13 protein-coding genes are annotated in these 16,351 nt (G+C 44.2%); 4 read left to right on the top strand and 9 right to left on the bottom strand.

Annotation, left to right across the window (positions count from 1 at the left end; all coding sequences use genetic code 11):
* Positions 1 to 31: 31 nt before the first annotated feature.
* Positions 32 to 868 carry a phytoene/squalene synthase family protein gene (locus tag EXU85_RS31580; RefSeq protein WP_142775896.1) on the top strand — a complete coding sequence of 279 codons (837 nt, stop codon included), beginning with the start codon at positions 32 to 34 and terminating at the stop codon, positions 866 to 868.
* 8 nt (positions 869 to 876) lie between these two features.
* Here the strand turns inward: EXU85_RS31580 and EXU85_RS31585 are convergent, their stop codons facing one another.
* On the bottom strand, positions 877 to 1,773 hold the full coding sequence (locus EXU85_RS31585) for a cupin-like domain-containing protein (protein WP_142775897.1): 897 nt from the start codon (positions 1,771 to 1,773) through the stop codon (positions 877 to 879).
* A gap of 187 nt (positions 1,774 to 1,960) precedes the next feature.
* On the opposite strand from EXU85_RS31585, the gene gatB reads away from it, so the two are divergent.
* The 3 genes from gatB (at position 1,961) to proC (ending at position 5,499) form a co-directional block, all read left to right on the top strand.
* Entirely contained in the window at positions 1,961 to 3,451 is a 1,491-nt protein-coding gene (gene gatB / locus EXU85_RS31590; RefSeq protein WP_142775898.1) for an Asp-tRNA(Asn)/Glu-tRNA(Gln) amidotransferase subunit GatB, read from the top strand.
* Positions 3,448 to 4,581 carry a TlpA disulfide reductase family protein gene (locus EXU85_RS31595; protein WP_142775899.1) on the top strand — a complete coding sequence of 378 codons (1,134 nt, stop codon included), beginning with the start codon at positions 3,448 to 3,450 and terminating at the stop codon, positions 4,579 to 4,581. The genes gatB and EXU85_RS31595 overlap by 4 nt, the downstream gene beginning before the upstream one ends.
* A gap of 114 nt (positions 4,582 to 4,695) precedes the next feature.
* Positions 4,696 to 5,499: a pyrroline-5-carboxylate reductase gene (gene proC, locus EXU85_RS31600; protein WP_142775900.1), complete on the top strand. Its 804-nt coding sequence runs from the start codon at positions 4,696 to 4,698 to the stop codon at positions 5,497 to 5,499.
* Between the two features lie 126 nt (positions 5,500 to 5,625).
* Here the strand turns inward: proC and EXU85_RS31605 are convergent, their stop codons facing one another.
* The 8 genes from EXU85_RS31605 to porV all read right to left on the bottom strand — a co-directional run bounded on the left by EXU85_RS31605 (position 5,626) and on the right by porV (position 16,274).
* Positions 5,626 to 6,822 carry a hypothetical protein gene (locus EXU85_RS31605; RefSeq protein ID WP_168207901.1) on the bottom strand — a complete coding sequence of 399 codons (1,197 nt, stop codon included), beginning with the start codon at positions 6,820 to 6,822 and terminating at the stop codon, positions 5,626 to 5,628.
* A 94-nt stretch (positions 6,823 to 6,916) separates the two neighbouring features.
* A complete protein-coding gene (locus tag EXU85_RS31610; RefSeq protein WP_142775902.1) occupies positions 6,917 to 7,597 on the bottom strand; it encodes a hypothetical protein in 681 nt (226 codons plus the stop codon).
* 805 nt (positions 7,598 to 8,402) lie between these two features.
* Positions 8,403 to 9,743, bottom strand: a complete 1,341-nt coding sequence (purB, locus tag EXU85_RS31615) for an adenylosuccinate lyase (protein ID WP_142775903.1) — start codon at positions 9,741 to 9,743, stop codon at positions 8,403 to 8,405.
* A gap of 81 nt (positions 9,744 to 9,824) precedes the next feature.
* Positions 9,825 to 11,282: a DUF1207 domain-containing protein gene (locus EXU85_RS31620; RefSeq protein ID WP_142775904.1), complete on the bottom strand. Its 1,458-nt coding sequence runs from the start codon at positions 11,280 to 11,282 to the stop codon at positions 9,825 to 9,827.
* Positions 11,283 to 11,336: 54 nt separating this feature from the next.
* Positions 11,337 to 12,698 (bottom strand): dipeptidase, encoded by a 1,362-nt coding sequence (locus tag EXU85_RS31625; protein ID WP_142775905.1) that lies wholly within the window; start codon positions 12,696 to 12,698, stop codon positions 11,337 to 11,339.
* 160 nt (positions 12,699 to 12,858) lie between these two features.
* Entirely contained in the window at positions 12,859 to 13,509 is a 651-nt protein-coding gene (gene plsY, locus EXU85_RS31630) for a glycerol-3-phosphate 1-O-acyltransferase PlsY (protein ID WP_142775906.1), read from the bottom strand.
* A 162-nt stretch (positions 13,510 to 13,671) separates the two neighbouring features.
* Positions 13,672 to 14,952, bottom strand: a complete 1,281-nt coding sequence (locus EXU85_RS31635; protein WP_142775907.1) for a pitrilysin family protein — start codon at positions 14,950 to 14,952, stop codon at positions 13,672 to 13,674.
* A 143-nt stretch (positions 14,953 to 15,095) separates the two neighbouring features.
* Positions 15,096 to 16,274 (bottom strand): type IX secretion system outer membrane channel protein PorV, encoded by a 1,179-nt coding sequence (gene porV, locus EXU85_RS31640; RefSeq protein ID WP_142775908.1) that lies wholly within the window; start codon positions 16,272 to 16,274, stop codon positions 15,096 to 15,098.
* Positions 16,275 to 16,351: the final 77 nt, after the last annotated feature.

Here is a 16,351-nt window from a genome sequence, read left to right on the forward strand (position 1 = left end):
GTTTTCCGTTAACCCTTCCTTCTTACACTTTATGATGGCGTTGTTCAATAAAACCGCACTGGAATGCAGTAAATTAATTACGGAACGTTACAGTACGTCGTTTACATTAGGCATCAAGACACTCGACCGTAAATTTCATTTCCCGATCTACGCCATCTACGGGTTTGTTCGGTATGCCGATGAAATTGTGGACACCTTTCATGACTACGATAAAAAAACACTGCTAGAGCGCTTTAAACACGACGCCTATCAGGCTATCGACGAAGGCATTAGTTTAAATCCGGTTTTGCAGTCGTTCCAACTGGTTGTTAGGGAGTACAAAATTGAACACGAGCTTATTGAGGCCTTTCTGAAAAGTATGGAAATGGACCTCTATTGCCAGGAATATGATACGGACGGCTATAGCGAATACATCTATGGATCAGCAGAAGTTGTAGGCCTGATGTGTTTGCGTGTATTCTGTGAGGGCAATTCAACGGAGTTTAACCGACTATGCGAACCCGCTCGCAAGCTAGGTGCTGCCTTCCAGAAAGTGAACTTCCTACGCGATATGAAAAGCGACTTTGTAGAACGCGGGCGTACTTATTTCCCCGGTGTCGATTTTAGCAACTTTGGCTGTGATGTAAAGCAAGTGATTGAAGACGATATTCAACGTGACTTCGATGAGGCTTATATTGGTATTCTAAACCTGCCACGTGGTGCCAGAATGGGGGTTTATCTGGCCTATATGTATTACCAAACGTTGTTTAATAAAATAAAGCAACTCCCGGCTTCCCGCATTCAGAATGAGCGGGTTCGCGTACCGAACCCGCAGAAATTTGCCCTTCTGGCACAAACGTATCTGAAGTATCGACTGAATGTGATTTGATAACAACGTTACACACTCACTCCAGCCTTTTCCAGCGTACCCAGTATCCCGCCTGCCACAGAAAGATAGGCCTGAACGGCTTTGGCTAATTTGGGTTTTCGCTGTTGCATATTCATATCCACCTCATTCATGAAATTTTTCCAGTTAGAGGCATTCAGGCTATCCAGCGCAACGGATATAGTAGGCGTTAGTGAACGGGCAGTATGCCACCATCCACACGGAATAAACAGTGTTTCGCCAGGACCAACGACAAATGAGACGGGCGTTGCTTTTGCAAACAGCGGATATTTTTCCAGATCAGGATTCCAGATATCATTTACCTGCGAAACCCAGGTATTTCCGGGAGTTGGGTAAAGATAAGGCGTTTGATCAGGTGGGATAACCGTAAATTCTTTCTCACCATATAATTGTGTAATGAAGGCGTGAAGACACATAAAGTCGTAATGCACGTAAGGGAACAAAGCTCCTGGGCTACCAAAAAATATCTCCAGTGTATTGGCTCCCGATAATAGCCGATTTGGTACAAGCTTGCTACCAATACGACTAGGTTGGGCGTATTTAAGTGGCGGCATAACGTCACGGAGTAACTCCGGATACTCACTCTCAATTTGAAGTGTGCAGGGATAAGGGGCTGGGTTTGCCTCGGTTCCGGTCAGCATCCAATCTATATAGTCTCCGAAATTGTAGGTCTTCCCGGCAATGTTTACTTCCCGATCGCTGTAGTGTTTTTTGAAAAACTGGGGGGTAAACTTATCCTTTGCCGACCACGCTTTACACGCATCACCAATTACAACGGGATAATTCGCGAAAAGATGTTTCTCAGCGAACTCTTCATAGCTCATGTGGTATTTTTTTTCTACCACAATATTTTTCTCATGAACTAATTCAACAGTTTGGGTAGTCATTTTCGGAGGAGGTCATTCAAGGTAAAAAAGATACAGTCAGACTTTAGACGGTAAATTTTTAAAATAGACATCCATAAGTTGGTCTATTTATTGTTCGGTACCTTTAGCTGTTTCCGTTAATCCTGATTAGTAACCGGCAACTGTTTTATTTCTGCCTATCTTTGCCTAAAATCACTAATTTTTACCAATGGTAGCCGAAGCGACCCTTTCGCCAGAAGTTCTGTCTCAATACGAAGCCGTTATTGGGTTAGAAGTACACTGCCAGTTGCTTACGCAAAGCAAAATTTTTGCGGCTGATGCCAATGCATTTGGCGCAGAACCGAACACCAATATCAGTGTTATTACACTCGGGTATCCGGGTACGTTGCCTAAATTAAATCGCAAGGCTATTGAATTCGCCATTCGTATGGGATTGGCCTGCGGTAGTGAAATAACACGCTATAACGTATTTGCCCGTAAGAATTACTTTTACCCTGATCTGCCGAAAGGCTATCAGTTATCGCAGGATAAAGGTCCGATTTGTGTGGGTGGCGGTATCCCGATTAAAGCCAAAGACCCAGTTACAGGTCAATCTTACCAAACAACCATTCAGCTCCATCATATTCATCTTGAAGAAGATGCGGGCAAATCCATTCACGATGGTGATGAATGGGCCACTCAGCTCGATTATAACCGAGCCGGAACGCCCTTGATCGAGATGGTGACAGACCCCACGATTCGCACTGCCGACGAAGCTGGTCAGTACCTAACCGAGGTCAGACGGTTGGTACGGTATCTGGATATCTGCGACGGTAATATGGAGGAAGGTTCGCTACGTTGCGACGTAAACGTTTCCATCCGACCCAAGGGTGCAACGAATCTCGGCACGAAGGTTGAAGTCAAAAATCTGAACTCGATTCGGAACGTAATGCGAGCCGTTGACAGCGAATTTCTGCGGCAGGTTGAATTAACTGAATCGGGTGGGCGTATTGTGCAGGAAACCCGCACGTTCGATGCCGCCACCGGCCTAAGCTATGGCATGCGTGAGAAAGAAACCATGAACGATTACCGCTATTTTCCTGATCCCGACCTGACACCAGTCGTGATTTCGGAGGAATGGCTGGCGGATATTCAGGCTCAGATGCCGGTACTTCCAGCTGCGTTATACCAGAAATTTACCACGACGTACGGTTTGCCTGAGTATGATGCGGCTTTACTCACCGATGCTAAGGAATTGGCCGAGTATTACGAAGCTGTTTGTACGCAGACGACTAATTATAAAGCTGCGTCGAACTGGATTATGGGTCCTGTAAAAGGGCAACTTAACGAAAAAACGTTGCGTGATCGTCAGTTTCCGGTTTCGGCAGACCAGTTAGCTGCGTTAATTGCGCTTATTGACAACGGAACCGTAAGTCAGACGGCTGCCCAACAGGTATTTACGTTATTAACAGAGCAACCTGATTCGTCCCCTGCCGAACTCGCGCAGAAACACGGACTCATTCAGAATCGCAATACAGACACTTTGCAAACGTTGGTAGAAGAAGTACTGGCAGCCTGGCCTGATAAAGTAGAGCAATACCGGAAAGGCAAGAAAAATTTACTTGGCATGTTTGTTGGCGAGGTCATGAAAAAATCGAAAGGCTCTGCCGACCCTAAATTGGTGAATGAGTTGTTAGCGAAGACATTACAGAAAATATGAAAAACGTAGTATTCAGCATCGCTGGTTTCATGGCGCTCAGCCTCGTAGCCAATGCCCAAACCACAAAACCATTTACGGTTACAGGCAAAATCAACAAAGCAACGCCGGGCAGCTATGTCTATCTGGAAACAAACTCACAGCCGACCCGTAAAATTGACTCAACCAAACTAGCTTCGGGCAACACATTTACACTCAACGGTAAGGTAGCCGACGGTGGTGAAGTATTTGTATTAAATGTAGGCGGTGGCCAGAAGATGGCACTGCTGGTTGAAGGGGGCGAAACCCTGAACGTGGTGGCTGATGGTTTCCGGATGGATGCCAAAACAGGGCAGACGGGTCAGGCAGCCGTAACAGGCTCCAAGAATATGGAGTACTATGAAAAGTTAAATACGCTCCGCACCGATATGGAAACCAAAGTTGCTAACTGGAACAAACAGGTAGCAGCAGCAACTGAGAAAAAAGACAACAAGAAAATTGCCCAAATCGAGCAGGATTACCAGACTGCTGAACAAGAAGTTGTTAACAAAGTGAAAGCTATGCTACCCGATATGGGAACTTCGCTGGTGTCGCTTTTTGCCCTAAACTTCATTAACATCGACAGTGATTTTGCCACCTACGATGCCTTAGCGCAGCGATTCGAGAAAGAGAATCCCAACAGCCCGCATGCCAAATCGCTAATTGGTCGAGTGGCTCGCATTAAAGGCGTATCCATTGGTGCACCCGCGCCAGAAATAGCACTGAACGATACAACCGGCACCCCAGTTCCACTATCGTCATTGCGTGGCAAATACGTTCTGATTGACTTCTGGGCTTCCTGGTGTGGTCCCTGCCGGGCCGAAAACCCGAATGTAGTACGCATGTATAACAAATTCAAAGACAAAGGTTTCGCTATTTATAGTGTCTCGCTGGATCAGGCTAAAGCCAACTGGACTAAAGCTATCCGTAATGATAACTTAACCTGGACCCACGTTTCGGACCTTAAATTCTGGCAGTCAGCAGCGGCTCAGCAATATGGTGTTCAGGCGATTCCGGCTACATTCCTGCTTGATAAGGACGGTAAAATCATCGCCAAAAACCTGCGTGGTGAAGCACTAGAGCAAAAACTCGAAGAAATTTTACAAGTAAAATAGGTTGTAAAGGGAAGAGAGGGAGGAAGGTGGAAAGGGAAAAAAGGACTTTATCATTCTTATTCCCTTTCCACCTTCCTCCCTCTCTTCCTTCCTCTCTCTCCTCCTTTCGCCTTTATGAAAATTGCTATTGTAGGCTGCGGCAACATGGGTATGGCTTTTGCCAAATCGTTTTTGCAGTACGACCTTGTAAAAAAAGACGACTTACTCTTAATTGAAAAAAGCAGCGATCGCTCTGAATCCCTAAAAGCTGAAAAGGCGGGCGTTGTTGTTGACACGATTGGCCCGCATGTTGGCGAAACCGACTTAATTATCCTGTCGGTAAAACCACAGGATTTTAACAGCGTTCACGAGGCTCTACGTGCTATTATTCAGCCCAGGCAGGTCATTTTGTCCATAATGGCGGGTATTCCTATTGCTCAGATTCAGAAAAAGCTGGCCCACCCGCTGGTTGTTAGAGCCATGCCCAACACGCCCGCTATGCTTGGCATGGGTATTACCGGCTTCACTGCTGCGAAAGAAGTAGATATGACTAACCTGCGTAAGATCGAAAATCTGATTAATGCTACGGGTCGGTCTATTTTTCTGGAGGATGAAGGGATGCTTGATGCCGTAACAGCCCTTAGCGGTAGCGGCCCTGCTTATTTCTATTACGTTGTAAAAGCCATGATTGAAGCAGGTAAACAAATGGGCTTCGACGATTCGGTTTCGGCCTTATTGGTCAAACAAACCATGCTTGGCGCTTATCACCTGATCAACAATGCCGATAAATCGTTAGACGACCTTATCAAAGCTGTAGCTTCCAAAGGTGGAACTACCGAAGCAGCCCTACGCGAATTTGAAAGTGGTGGATTGTCGGATACGCTGATAGTGGGAATAAAAGCCGCCCAGATCCGGGCAACCGAGTTATCGAAGGGGTAATTGTATAGGCCAGGCGCTGGCCTATACAATTTTTAACCACAGAGGCACGGAGAGCACGGAGAAAAGATGATCCATAATATCTCTGTGTTCTCCGTGCCTCTGTGGTTAAAAAATTTTGGCGATTACTTAGTTTTTCGCAGCATACCGCTTAAGCTTCTCCAGCATTTCAGTCTGTTTATATCGTTCAGCGATAAGCAATGCATTGGTTTCGCCATTTAGCTTTGTGCTATGTAACGTTTTAACATCTGGATCTTGAGTCAATAAAAAATCAAAGATTTCTTTGTGATTTCCAGTAATTGCATTTTCCAGGTTTGTATATTCGTCAGAAAATGCATTTACGTTAAAAGGATAGGTAAATAGAAATTTAAGGAAGGGTAAATTGTTGTTATAAATGGCTCGATAAATTAATCTATTATCGGCGGTATCTATTGCAAAACCTTTTTTTATTAAGTGGTAGATCGCCGTTGTGTCTTTTTTTTCGCCAAGCCAATAAAGCGTTTCATTGCTCTGGGCTAAGTCTTTAGCCAAGCCATTTTCTATAAGATAGTCTAACAATTTATCATTATTAAAGTGCAAAATATTAGTAGTAATATAACTCACTGAACTAGTAAATTTTGGGTGGTATTTCTCTACGACGATTTTCACTAATTCAGTTTTATTATAAACGGTTAGTTCCTGAATTACCTGATCTGGGTTCATGCCATTTTCGATGAGCATCTGTATCATAGCGAGGCTCTTTATATCCCACGAAAACGTATACGTAAAAAGCTCTTTATGGCGCTTGGTTAACAGGTTTACCATATCTACTTTGTCTTGAGCAACCAAATATTCTAAAAGTGATTGTTGTTCATCTATTAATTTCACCTTCCAAAGCTCAACATTACTGTCATTCGCTTCAGTAAAAGCCTCTATATTATTAGTATCTATTAGTTCTTTAAGGTCTCGCAACTTTTTTTCATTTTTACTGTCATCAATATAGCCTTTAGCATCGCTGATTAAAGGTTGCATAGCAAAAAATCCAGTAACCGTTACGTAAATAATTGTTGTGATTAGCTGAGGTTTCTCAAAAGAAAAAGCGATAGAAGGTCCACTACTGAAAATAAGATTACTGATACCCGTTAATGTAACCATTAAACTAACTACCAGTAGATTAATCACTAATGTCATTATATAGTATAAAGTTGGGTCATCAGAACTGGTACTGATGAAAGTCGACCTAATAACAAATACCAATAGCGCAGCAGCTACTGCAAGTATCCAGATCGGAAAATGAAGATGCAGCAGTCTATTTATCAGGCTAAATAGAACAGCAGCTACGACCATAAAAAATATATTGAATGGTATATAGAGAATAAGAAAAAATAAGAAGCTTATGCTATTCTGCAAAGGGCTTGGTGAACTACTCATAGTCGTAAAATTAGTTTTGTAAAGCGTTCTTTATCCATTCATATCGATCTTTATAGCCCTCAACGGTGTCAGGAACGCGCCAGCTTACAACTATACCGCCCATAGCAGGTTTAAAAATTTCACAATCTTTTAAATCAAAAAAGCGCATATGGCTTTTCCATAAATTAGTATGCGGTGTATTTTCTTTAGCAGTTTTAAATTTTTGCTCCAATACATTAGCGCCTGTTTTTCCATTAAAATAATAGGAGCAATCTAAAATAATACTGGCCGTATTAGTACTAATCGATGAAGCATAACGAATTGCCATAACAAACGGAATCTTTTCCTGTTGATTGGAGATTTCACCTATGTATGGGTAATATCTGATAGTACCAATAGCAGGTGTAGTAAATAAGGGTTCAACCGCAGAAAAGGTCACCTTTTTTAAGCCATTTTCTGCAAACCATTTCTGAACTTCATTCTCCCTACTAGTTCGTGATTTTACAACTACTACAAACAAACCAATAATCCCTAACGCAACAGCAACTAAGGAAAACTTCTCTTGCGGCTGCACGCAACCGATTCCGATACAGACAACTACAATAATTAGCCATATATTGGCATATTTCGGGCTATTCCGGAATATCATGTAATAAAACCCGACAATTAACAGGGTTGGCAAAAAATAGATTAACATTTTATGTCTATTCATTTAATTAGTACTGGGTTTGTACTGCCTTCATATCCTGGCTACAATAAATCGAGACGCCTTTTATATTAAATCTAGTTTTGTAAAAAATAAAACTGTGCTTGTAGGATGTTGACAAACTATCTGATTCATAGTTTTCAATAGCTGACCATGGGATAAACAGTGGTTTATGGCCTATGGAAAACAACTTAATTGTTTTCAAATAAAGGCCTTCGCTCGTAGACGCATATTGAATGACTCCATTATAACTACTGGATTTTCGGAATAGACAGCTGCAACTTCTGGTTTGGGTAGGTGTATACGTTGTTGAATAATTTTCTGCCAATTTTTGCCAACCTGAAGCATAGCTTATTGTGTAAATAATACTAGCCCAAAGAAGTATAAAAAAGGTTATAGCTCCTACCACAATAAGGACGATAACTGATGTGTTCATTGCAGTTTTATTGATAGATTACCTGCGAAACTCACTACGCGAACTCAGCCTATGATAATTAGTCAAAATAAATTGACTTGCTAAAAACACCTCTATTGGCATAATGGGAGATAACGTAGTAGACTAGTTACGTCATCAAAATTAATCTTACTAGCTAGGCAGTATTGAATAGGTTGATAGTTGGCTGACGCAACTTTATAGATGGGACTACCTACTCCATTTTCGGTGGCCGACGCCCATTTTGCAATTTATTGGTCAAAGCCTCAGGGTATAATCAAAAATTCCTCACAAACAGTTGTGCCACGGTTCAGAACCGTGGCACAACTGTTTGTGAGGAATTTCTGCTAGTAAACGGCTAAGTTTCCGACTCGCTTCTTATAAACCGGTATAGGTAAATGGCGTGATGGCCCTCAGTTCCCCTTTAACGGCTTCCGATACATTTAGCTCACTAATAAATTGTTGAATAGCCTGCTCTGTAATCTTCTCATTTGTACGTGTCAGCGCTTTTAGCGCTTCGTAGGGCTGTGGATAACCTTCGCGCCGAAGAACGGTCTGTATTCCTTCGGCTACTACGGCCCAGTTATCCTCCAGATCAGCGTGGATGGCGGCAGGATTTAACTCAAGTTTGTTTAAGCCTTTCAATAGCGATTTCAAGGCAATGAACGAATGCGCAAACGGAACGCCAATGCTCCGCAACACAGTTGAGTCAGTTAAGTCGCGCTGAAGCCGGGAGATAGGCAGTTTACCCGATAAATGCTCGAATATAGCATTGGCAATTCCTAAATTGCCTTCCGAATTCTCAAAATCAATAGGGTTCACTTTATGCGGCATTGCCGATGAACCGACTTCACCCGCCTTCAGCTTTTGCTTAAAGTAATTCATGGATACGTACGTCCACACGTCGCGATCAAGGTCGATCAGGATTGTATTTAGCCGTTTAAAGGCATCAAGGGTGGCCGCCAGCATGTCGTAATGCTCAATCTGGGTTGTGAACTGGCTACGAACCATCCCTAACCCTTCAACAAACCTGTCGCCAAACTTTTTCCAGTCTTCTTTGGGATACGCAACAACATGCGCATTGAAATTACCTGTTGCTCCTCCAAACTTGGCAGCTGTCGGGATCATAGACAGGATTTGTAATTGCTTTTCGATCCGCTCCACAAACACAGAAAGTTCTTTCCCTAAACGTGTCGGCGAAGCTGGTTGTCCGTGAGTGCGAGCCAACATCGGCACATCATCCCACTGCATAGCCAACTCCTGCAACCGCATGAATATCTGCCGATAAAGGGGTATAATTTCAGTGTCAAGCGCATCGCTTAATAAAAGTGGGATAGCGGTGTTATTAATATCCTGTGAGGTTAGTCCAAAGTGAACAAACTCCAGAAACGGCTCAACAGGCGATCCTTTCAGTTTTTCTTTAATAAAATACTCAACTGCCTTAACATCATGGTTTGTAGTCTTCTCGATCTCCTTAATCCGAAGCGCATCCGTTTCTGAAAACGTTTCATAAAGCGTTCGCAGCACCGAAAATTGCGCTGGATCAACGCCCGCCAACTGTGGGATAGGCCATTCGCAGAGGGCAATAAAATACTCTATTTCGATACGAACCCGGTAATGAATTAAACCCAGTTCTGAGAAATAGGGAGCCAATACGTCTACCTGAGACCGGTAGCGACCGTCAACGGGTGAAATGGCCGTTAATGCAGATAATTCCATATAGTGATTTACGAATTACGAGTTACGAGTTACGAATTAGCCAGCACGTTACATCGTACATCGCAATTCGTAACTCGCAAATCAAAACGGATTCAGGTACAGGCCAATGCCTATCCACGAAGTTTGCTGTTGTTCATACTGGCTATAGGGTCGGAAACCCGAATATCCTTCCAGCAGGAACGTTAAGTTATTTTGTGTCCGGCCCAGTTCAATTCCAACACCACCATGAATACCAGGCCGGAAGTCGGTTTGTTGCCAGAATTTAATATCTGCCCCTCCTACCAGTCTAGCAGCTTTGGTAGATGGTTTTTTATAGAAGGCACCAAGCTGCGCACTAAATAGCTTCCGCTCTTCAGTTTTTCGCAATACAATCCCAGCCCCCCCATACAATCGCCAATTGTTTACGGTACGGCTGTAGGTAAAGTCTAACTGTTCGTAATTAACAGAGTTGGGCGAGGGAGCCGTTAGCTTGTTCCGATAGATATAATCATCGCCCAAATGAGATGATATATGATACACCCGAATACGGTAGTTGTTCTCCCCCCTACGTATATTGTAAATGATGCTGATTTTATAATCCGTATTTACGATTTGCCGACGTGCTTTGTTCAACGCATCATCATGATACGCTTCAAACTGCGTAAATGAGGCCAAGTCCAGTACCCATTCTTCTGCCCGGCCAGGCTCAGTAGTTCGGCGATAAAAGGGCTTGGCAAACCCAAAGGCAAAGGGGACAATACTCCCTTTATATTTCTGGCCTTCTGTCCAGTAACCAGGCAATACACTACCGTAGGTTTGTGCTTCAAGAGGATCCAGCAAAATCGGATCGAATAAATGCCCTTTGGGTAAAAACTCTTTTCCTGGTCGAACTACAGTTGGTTCAGCTCCATTAACAGATGGTACTGCCATAGAGTCAGCACGCTTCACAACGGGCCTTCTTTCACGTTTTGGGCGTTCAGCTTTCGTTTCAACTGGAACAGCAGGCTCCACAGGAACTTCCTTAACCTGCGGAGTTGGTTCCGGTGTTACGGCAGACCGATCTACTCTATCTCTTGCTTCCTTAGCTTCTCTGGCAGCTTGCTTTTCAGCTTTCTCTTTTGCCCGTTTGGCTTCTTTAGCCTCCTGCTCTTCTTTTCTACGCGCTGCTTTTAGCTCTTTTTCCGTAGGCCCTACAATCGTCGGTGTAGTCTCAACAGGCTGGCTGACGGTTGGCGGGGAAACTGGTGCGTTGGCAGACGGAGTGGGGGTTACAACAGCAGGCTTTGCTTTGGGAGCTTCTTGAGGGGGTAGTTCCTTAGCTGCTTTTTTAGCCTGACGTTGCCGCTCTTTCTCAGCCTGCTTCGCTTCATATTCACGCTGTTTTTGCAGCCATTCCGCCCGGATCTGTCGTTCTCGCTGAATTTCGCGGTCTATTTTTTCTTTTTGCTTTTGCTCAGCGGGGGTTAATACGCGAGCAGGTGGAGCAGTTGGTGTTTGTTGAGCCGAAGCCCATGTTACCCAAAAAGAACATAGTAAAAGAACCAACAGCGTTTTTTTCATAGAGAAAAGGTGGGTTAATACCTAAGCAGTCTTTCGCGACTTTCTGAAGAATGATTACTGCTTAAGAGCTGCGTAATGCTTATAGAAGTATGGAATGGTTTCGATGCCTTTATAGAAATTAAAAAGGCCGTAGCTTTCATTAGGCGAGTGTAATGCATCGCTGTCTAAGCCAAAACCCATCAGAATTGACTTAATCCCGAGCACCTGTTCAAATAAAGCGGTAATCGGAATACTTCCTCCTCCTCGGGTTGGAATTGGTTTCTTACCCCAGGCCTCTTCAAACGCCTTGCTAGCGGCTTCAAACTCAACCGAATCAACAGGGGTTACGTAAGGCATACCACCGTGATGAGGAACAACTGTAACGGTTACACTTGCGGGTGCAATCGACTTAAAATGAGCAGTAAACATGTTCGTAATCTCATCAGGCGTTTGATTGGGAACCAAGCGCATACTGATTTTAGCGGATGCCTTCGAGGGGAGTACGGTCTTAGCGCCTTCGCCCGTATAACCACCCCATATGCCGTTAACATCTAATGTGGGCCGGATAGAAGTCCGTTCATTGGTTGAATAGCCTTTTTCGCCCATTACATCGTTGATGACCAGATCACGCTTATACTCCTCCAGATCAAAAGGTGCTTTGGCGAGTTCAGCCCGCTCAGCATCACTTAAATCAACAACGTTATCATAAAAGCCAGGTATGGTAACACGCCCATCCTCGTCATGAAGCGATGCAATCATGTCGCATAAGACATTAATTGGGTTGGCCACACCACCGCCATACACACCCGAATGCAGATCACGGTTGGCCCCTGTTACCTGGACTTCCACGTACGATAAGCCCCGGAGTCCCATTTCAAGCGAAGGCGTTTCGTTCGAAATAATGCTCGTATCCGATATAAGGATTACATCGGCTTTAAGCATGTCGCGATTTTCTGTTACAAATGTACCCAGGTGATCGGAGCCAACTTCTTCTTCGCCCTCAATCATTACCTTCACATTACACGGCAGGCCATCGGTAGCCACCATCGCTTCAATCGCTTTGATGTGCATATAAAACTGGCCTTTGTCATCGCAGGAGCCCCGGGCATAAATCCGTTCGTTACGAATCGTGGGCTCGAAGGGAGGTGAATCCCATAACTCATACGGATCGGCAGGCTGCACATCGTAGTGACCATAAACCAGCACGGTTGGCCGATTGGCATCTACGATTTTTTCGGCATACACAACCGGATGGCCCGGCGTTTCGTATAAAGTGGCCTTATCTAATCCAGCAGCCGTTAATTTGTCACGAACAAATTCGGCGGCCCGGCGTACATCGCCTTTGAAAGCTGAATCGGCAGAAACCGATGGAATACGAAGTAAGTCAAGCAGTTCGTCTAAAAATCGCTGCTTATTGGTTTCAAGGTAGTTAGTCATAGATGTACTTACGATTTACGGTTTACGATTTACAATTTCTTGCGTCAGCTCAAATCGTAAATCGTAAACCGTAAATCGTACCTCAATAAGTTCGCCCCGAAGTTACGCCTTTTTCGCGCAACGACGGGGCGTTGATCTTGTTCAGACTCTTCTTTCTTACTTAATGCTTTTTACGAAACCGGATCAGAATAGTCCGGCTTTCCTGCCCCCGTAATAATCGGCCGATATTTTTCTGGTGTGTAAAAACCACTAACAGGAAAACAACAAAGCCGAATACAATTAGCAATGGGTTCTCCTTTTGACCAAAAATCTGCAATAATAATAGAACTGGGAACGCCAGTGCGGCTAAAATTGATCCGAGTGATACGTATTGGGAAGCAATAACAACCAACAGAAAAATACCGATGCAAACAGCGGCCATTTCGGGATGTGTGGCCAGCATCATACCCAGCAAGGTTGCCACCCCTTTACCGCCTTTAAAGTTGGCAAAAACAGGATATAGATGCCCAATTACGGCTACTAAGCCAAAAACAATCTTAAACGTCAGAATTTCATTAACCGTAATAACGTCAGCATACCAAAGCAGGGTTGCTAAAATAGCCGCGGTATATCCTTTCAGTACATCAACTAACATCACAATGGTACCGGCCCGTTTGCCCAGTACCCGAAAGGTATTGGTAGCACCCGCATTGCCACTCCCATACTCACGAATATCAAGGCCAAAGAATGCCTGACCGTACCAAACGGCTGAGGGAATAGACCCCAGCAAATAAGCTACTACCGTAGTGACGCTAATGATTAGAACGTTCATCAAGAAAAATTAAGAACCGGTTGCTGGATAAAGTAGCTAACCGATTCAAGCGATTAGCTCTGTAAAGGGAATGTAACCCCAAAATTAAGGGATTGTTACTAAACAGCCAATCTTTTTAGCCTACAAAACGGCTTGGTTACCTTAATTAAACCGCATGAACCCCTATTTCCCACCTACCACAACTTCACCCAAACTATCGACGGCCAGATACTGGATGGCTGTTTCCATAATATCGGCAGGTGTAACTGCCCGAAGTTTTTGAATGTACGTTGCCAGAAAGTCAGCCGGCATTCCATCCAGCAAAATCACTTTGTATCGATCGGCAATCTCAAATGGTGTATTAAGCGAACCCACAAACTCGCCAGCCATATAATTTTTCACTGTTTCCAGTTCGCTGGCCGAAACGGGTTCTGTTTGAAGAATATGAATCTCTTTCCGAATTTCGTTTAATGTTTCCTGGGTATTTTCTTTATTAACATCGGTCCCAATCAGGAAATAGCCGTCCCGCCGAAACGAGGGCATGTTTGAGGATATGCCATAGGTAAACCCTTTCTCTTCGCGAATATTCTTCATCAGTCTCGAACCGAAATAGCCACCTAAAATCTCATTTGTCACCAGCATCCTAAAAAAATCCGGATGGGCCCGCGTGAACAATCGCCGACCTAATCGAATAGACGATTGTATACTGTCGGGCTTTTCGGCCAGTATGGGAGAATGTATGTCAGCTGGCACATCACCTGAAAAATCGGGTAGTATATCAGTCCTGACGGGCAACTGGCCCAATGTACGGTTAATCAGCAGGACTTCATTTTCGGTTGCATGCCCAGCCAGAATTACCTGAAACTGCCGATTTCTGATGGCTCGCTCATAAAATGCAATAATGCCCTCCCGGGTGATTTCCTCAACGGCTTCCGGACGCTGGCTTCGTCCATACGGATGATAGGTACCAAATAATTTTTCGCGAAACAGAACTCCGGCGAGGTAGGCATTCTTCTCGTAATTAACCCGTAAGTTCTGAAGGATGATATTCCGAAGATCGTCTAATTCTTTTTGTGGGAAAGTCGGCTCATTCAGTATATCACTTAAAAGCGGCAACACATTGGGCAGAAACTTTGTCAGGCAGTGAATAACAATACTGGCACGATCGGGACCGCTATTCAACTCCATAAACGCACCATACCGGTCTACATATTCATTAATCTGCGCCGATGAACGGGATGCTGTTCCTTCTGACAACATCTTCATGGCAAAGAATGCACTGCTGGGAACCTGCTCATACCATGTACCCGCATCAAACACGCACTCTAACCGAAGTACGGGCTGTTGCGCAACTGAAATCAGGTGGAGCGGGATACCATTATCTAAGCGATGGGATTGAACGGACGGTAACTGTATTTCGTGTATTGCCTGAAACGCAGGCGACTGAGTTCTATCGAGGGTCATATAAACGTGAAACCGGGCCGCCGGTACGGTGTAAAATTAAGTGAAGAATGAAGAGTGAAAAATGAAGAATAAAACTGACACTTGTTGGCCAATTATTCTTCATTTTTCACTCTTCATTCTTCACTTAATTGACTCTGTTAATTTTAGTTGGAATCGTCTGTCACCGCTTCGTCGTCACCAACCCGGTTTGCTTTATTGAAGTTAAACAACAGCGAAATTCGGAAGGTATCAGACAATGGGCTACCTTGTTTTATGGGCACTAAATATGAGAAGTCAACGCCAAACCGCTGCTGGAGCCGGAGACCGATACCCGTTGTTACGTATTTACGACCACCTTTCTCATTCGATTCATTGAAATAACCGATTCGGGCAGCAAACTGGTCGTTATACCAGTATTCAATACCCGTTGACAGCGTAATTTCCTTCAACTCTTCGCTAAAGCCACCTGGGGCATCTGCAAATGAACCAAAGACCGACGAGAAGTAATCTTTATTACCATTGAGATTTACACCATTAACAACGTTTGGTGTGGGTACCATCAATTTGTTGGCGTCTAAAACAAAATTGAACTTGTTATACTGGTCAGCAAACAAGGTCAGGCTGGTTCCTAAACGGAGGTTTGTTGGAATAAAGTAGCTCTGTGTGCCGCCGTAATTGATCCGACCGCCGAGGTTCGAAATCATACCGCCAAATGCCCAGCCAAACCCTTTACCAGTTGCATTATCACGCGATTCATTGTGGTAGTAGGCACTAATATCGGCCGCTGCGGTTGTTCCTGGCTTAAGACCTACGTTAGCTCCACCGGCTGCCAGGTTAGAATTCAGGTATTTCAGATCAACGGCAAGCGAAAAATTTTGCGACAGGCGTTGGGCAAACGAAGCAGTAAAAGCAAACTCCCGGGAGTTAAATGTTCCAGCCTGTACTCCCGTTGCAGTTGTAAAATCAACTGTTCCTAAATCGAAATACATCAATGAACCAGACACGACCGAGTTTTTACCTACTTTCCCGTAGCCACTCAGGTAGGTGTAATACATATCGCCAATCAGATTTCGTAACCAGGGCGTATACGAAAGTGAGCCTCCTGAACTCTGTTTAGCGAAAACCAATTTCGATGGATTCCAGAAAATCGCACTGGCATCGACATCGCCAAGGGCTACCCCAGCATCACCCAGGGCTCCCGAACGAGCATCGGGCGTAAAGTTCAGAAAGGGTACCGATGAGGTCGGAACATTTTTTGCACCGTTTAAACCAGTTTGAGCAGATACGACGAACGGAAAACAAAAGCAAACGCCGAGTAGAACACGGGAAAAATTGCGCTTCATACAAAGAGAGTTGGTCAACGACAGCAACTGATTATGGTGAGAATGGCAGTACTGTGCGGTCAAAATTACAATGAATC

It is taken from the genome of Spirosoma sp. KCTC 42546, from assembly GCF_006965485.1.
Taxonomy (GTDB): domain Bacteria; phylum Bacteroidota; class Bacteroidia; order Cytophagales; family Spirosomataceae; genus Spirosoma.

What these genes read in the sequence shown, in the direction of transcription:
- EXU85_RS31595 (WP_142775899.1), top strand. Translation starts at nt 3,448, where the DNA reads ATGAAAAACGTAGTATTCAGCATCGCTGGTTTCATGGCGCTCAGCCTC.
- porV (WP_142775908.1), bottom strand. Translation starts at nt 16,274, where the DNA reads ATGAAGCGCAATTTTTCCCGTGTTCTACTCGGCGTTTGCTTTTGTTTT.
- EXU85_RS31620 (WP_142775904.1), bottom strand. Translation starts at nt 11,282, where the DNA reads ATGAAAAAAACGCTGTTGGTTCTTTTACTATGTTCTTTTTGGGTAACA.
- EXU85_RS31580 (WP_142775896.1), top strand. Translation starts at nt 32, where the DNA reads ATGATGGCGTTGTTCAATAAAACCGCACTGGAATGCAGTAAATTAATT.
- EXU85_RS31585 (WP_142775897.1), bottom strand. Translation starts at nt 1,773, where the DNA reads ATGACTACCCAAACTGTTGAATTAGTTCATGAGAAAAATATTGTGGTA.
- EXU85_RS31605 (WP_168207901.1), bottom strand. Translation starts at nt 6,822, where the DNA reads ATGGTCGTAGCTGCTGTTCTATTTAGCCTGATAAATAGACTGCTGCAT.
- proC (WP_142775900.1), top strand. Translation starts at nt 4,696, where the DNA reads ATGAAAATTGCTATTGTAGGCTGCGGCAACATGGGTATGGCTTTTGCC.
- purB (WP_142775903.1), bottom strand. Translation starts at nt 9,743, where the DNA reads ATGGAATTATCTGCATTAACGGCCATTTCACCCGTTGACGGTCGCTAC.
- EXU85_RS31635 (WP_142775907.1), bottom strand. Translation starts at nt 14,952, where the DNA reads ATGACCCTCGATAGAACTCAGTCGCCTGCGTTTCAGGCAATACACGAA.
- gatB (WP_142775898.1), top strand. Translation starts at nt 1,961, where the DNA reads ATGGTAGCCGAAGCGACCCTTTCGCCAGAAGTTCTGTCTCAATACGAA.
- plsY (WP_142775906.1), bottom strand. Translation starts at nt 13,509, where the DNA reads ATGAACGTTCTAATCATTAGCGTCACTACGGTAGTAGCTTATTTGCTG.
- EXU85_RS31610 (WP_142775902.1), bottom strand. Translation starts at nt 7,597, where the DNA reads ATGAATAGACATAAAATGTTAATCTATTTTTTGCCAACCCTGTTAATT.
- EXU85_RS31625 (WP_142775905.1), bottom strand. Translation starts at nt 12,698, where the DNA reads ATGACTAACTACCTTGAAACCAATAAGCAGCGATTTTTAGACGAACTG.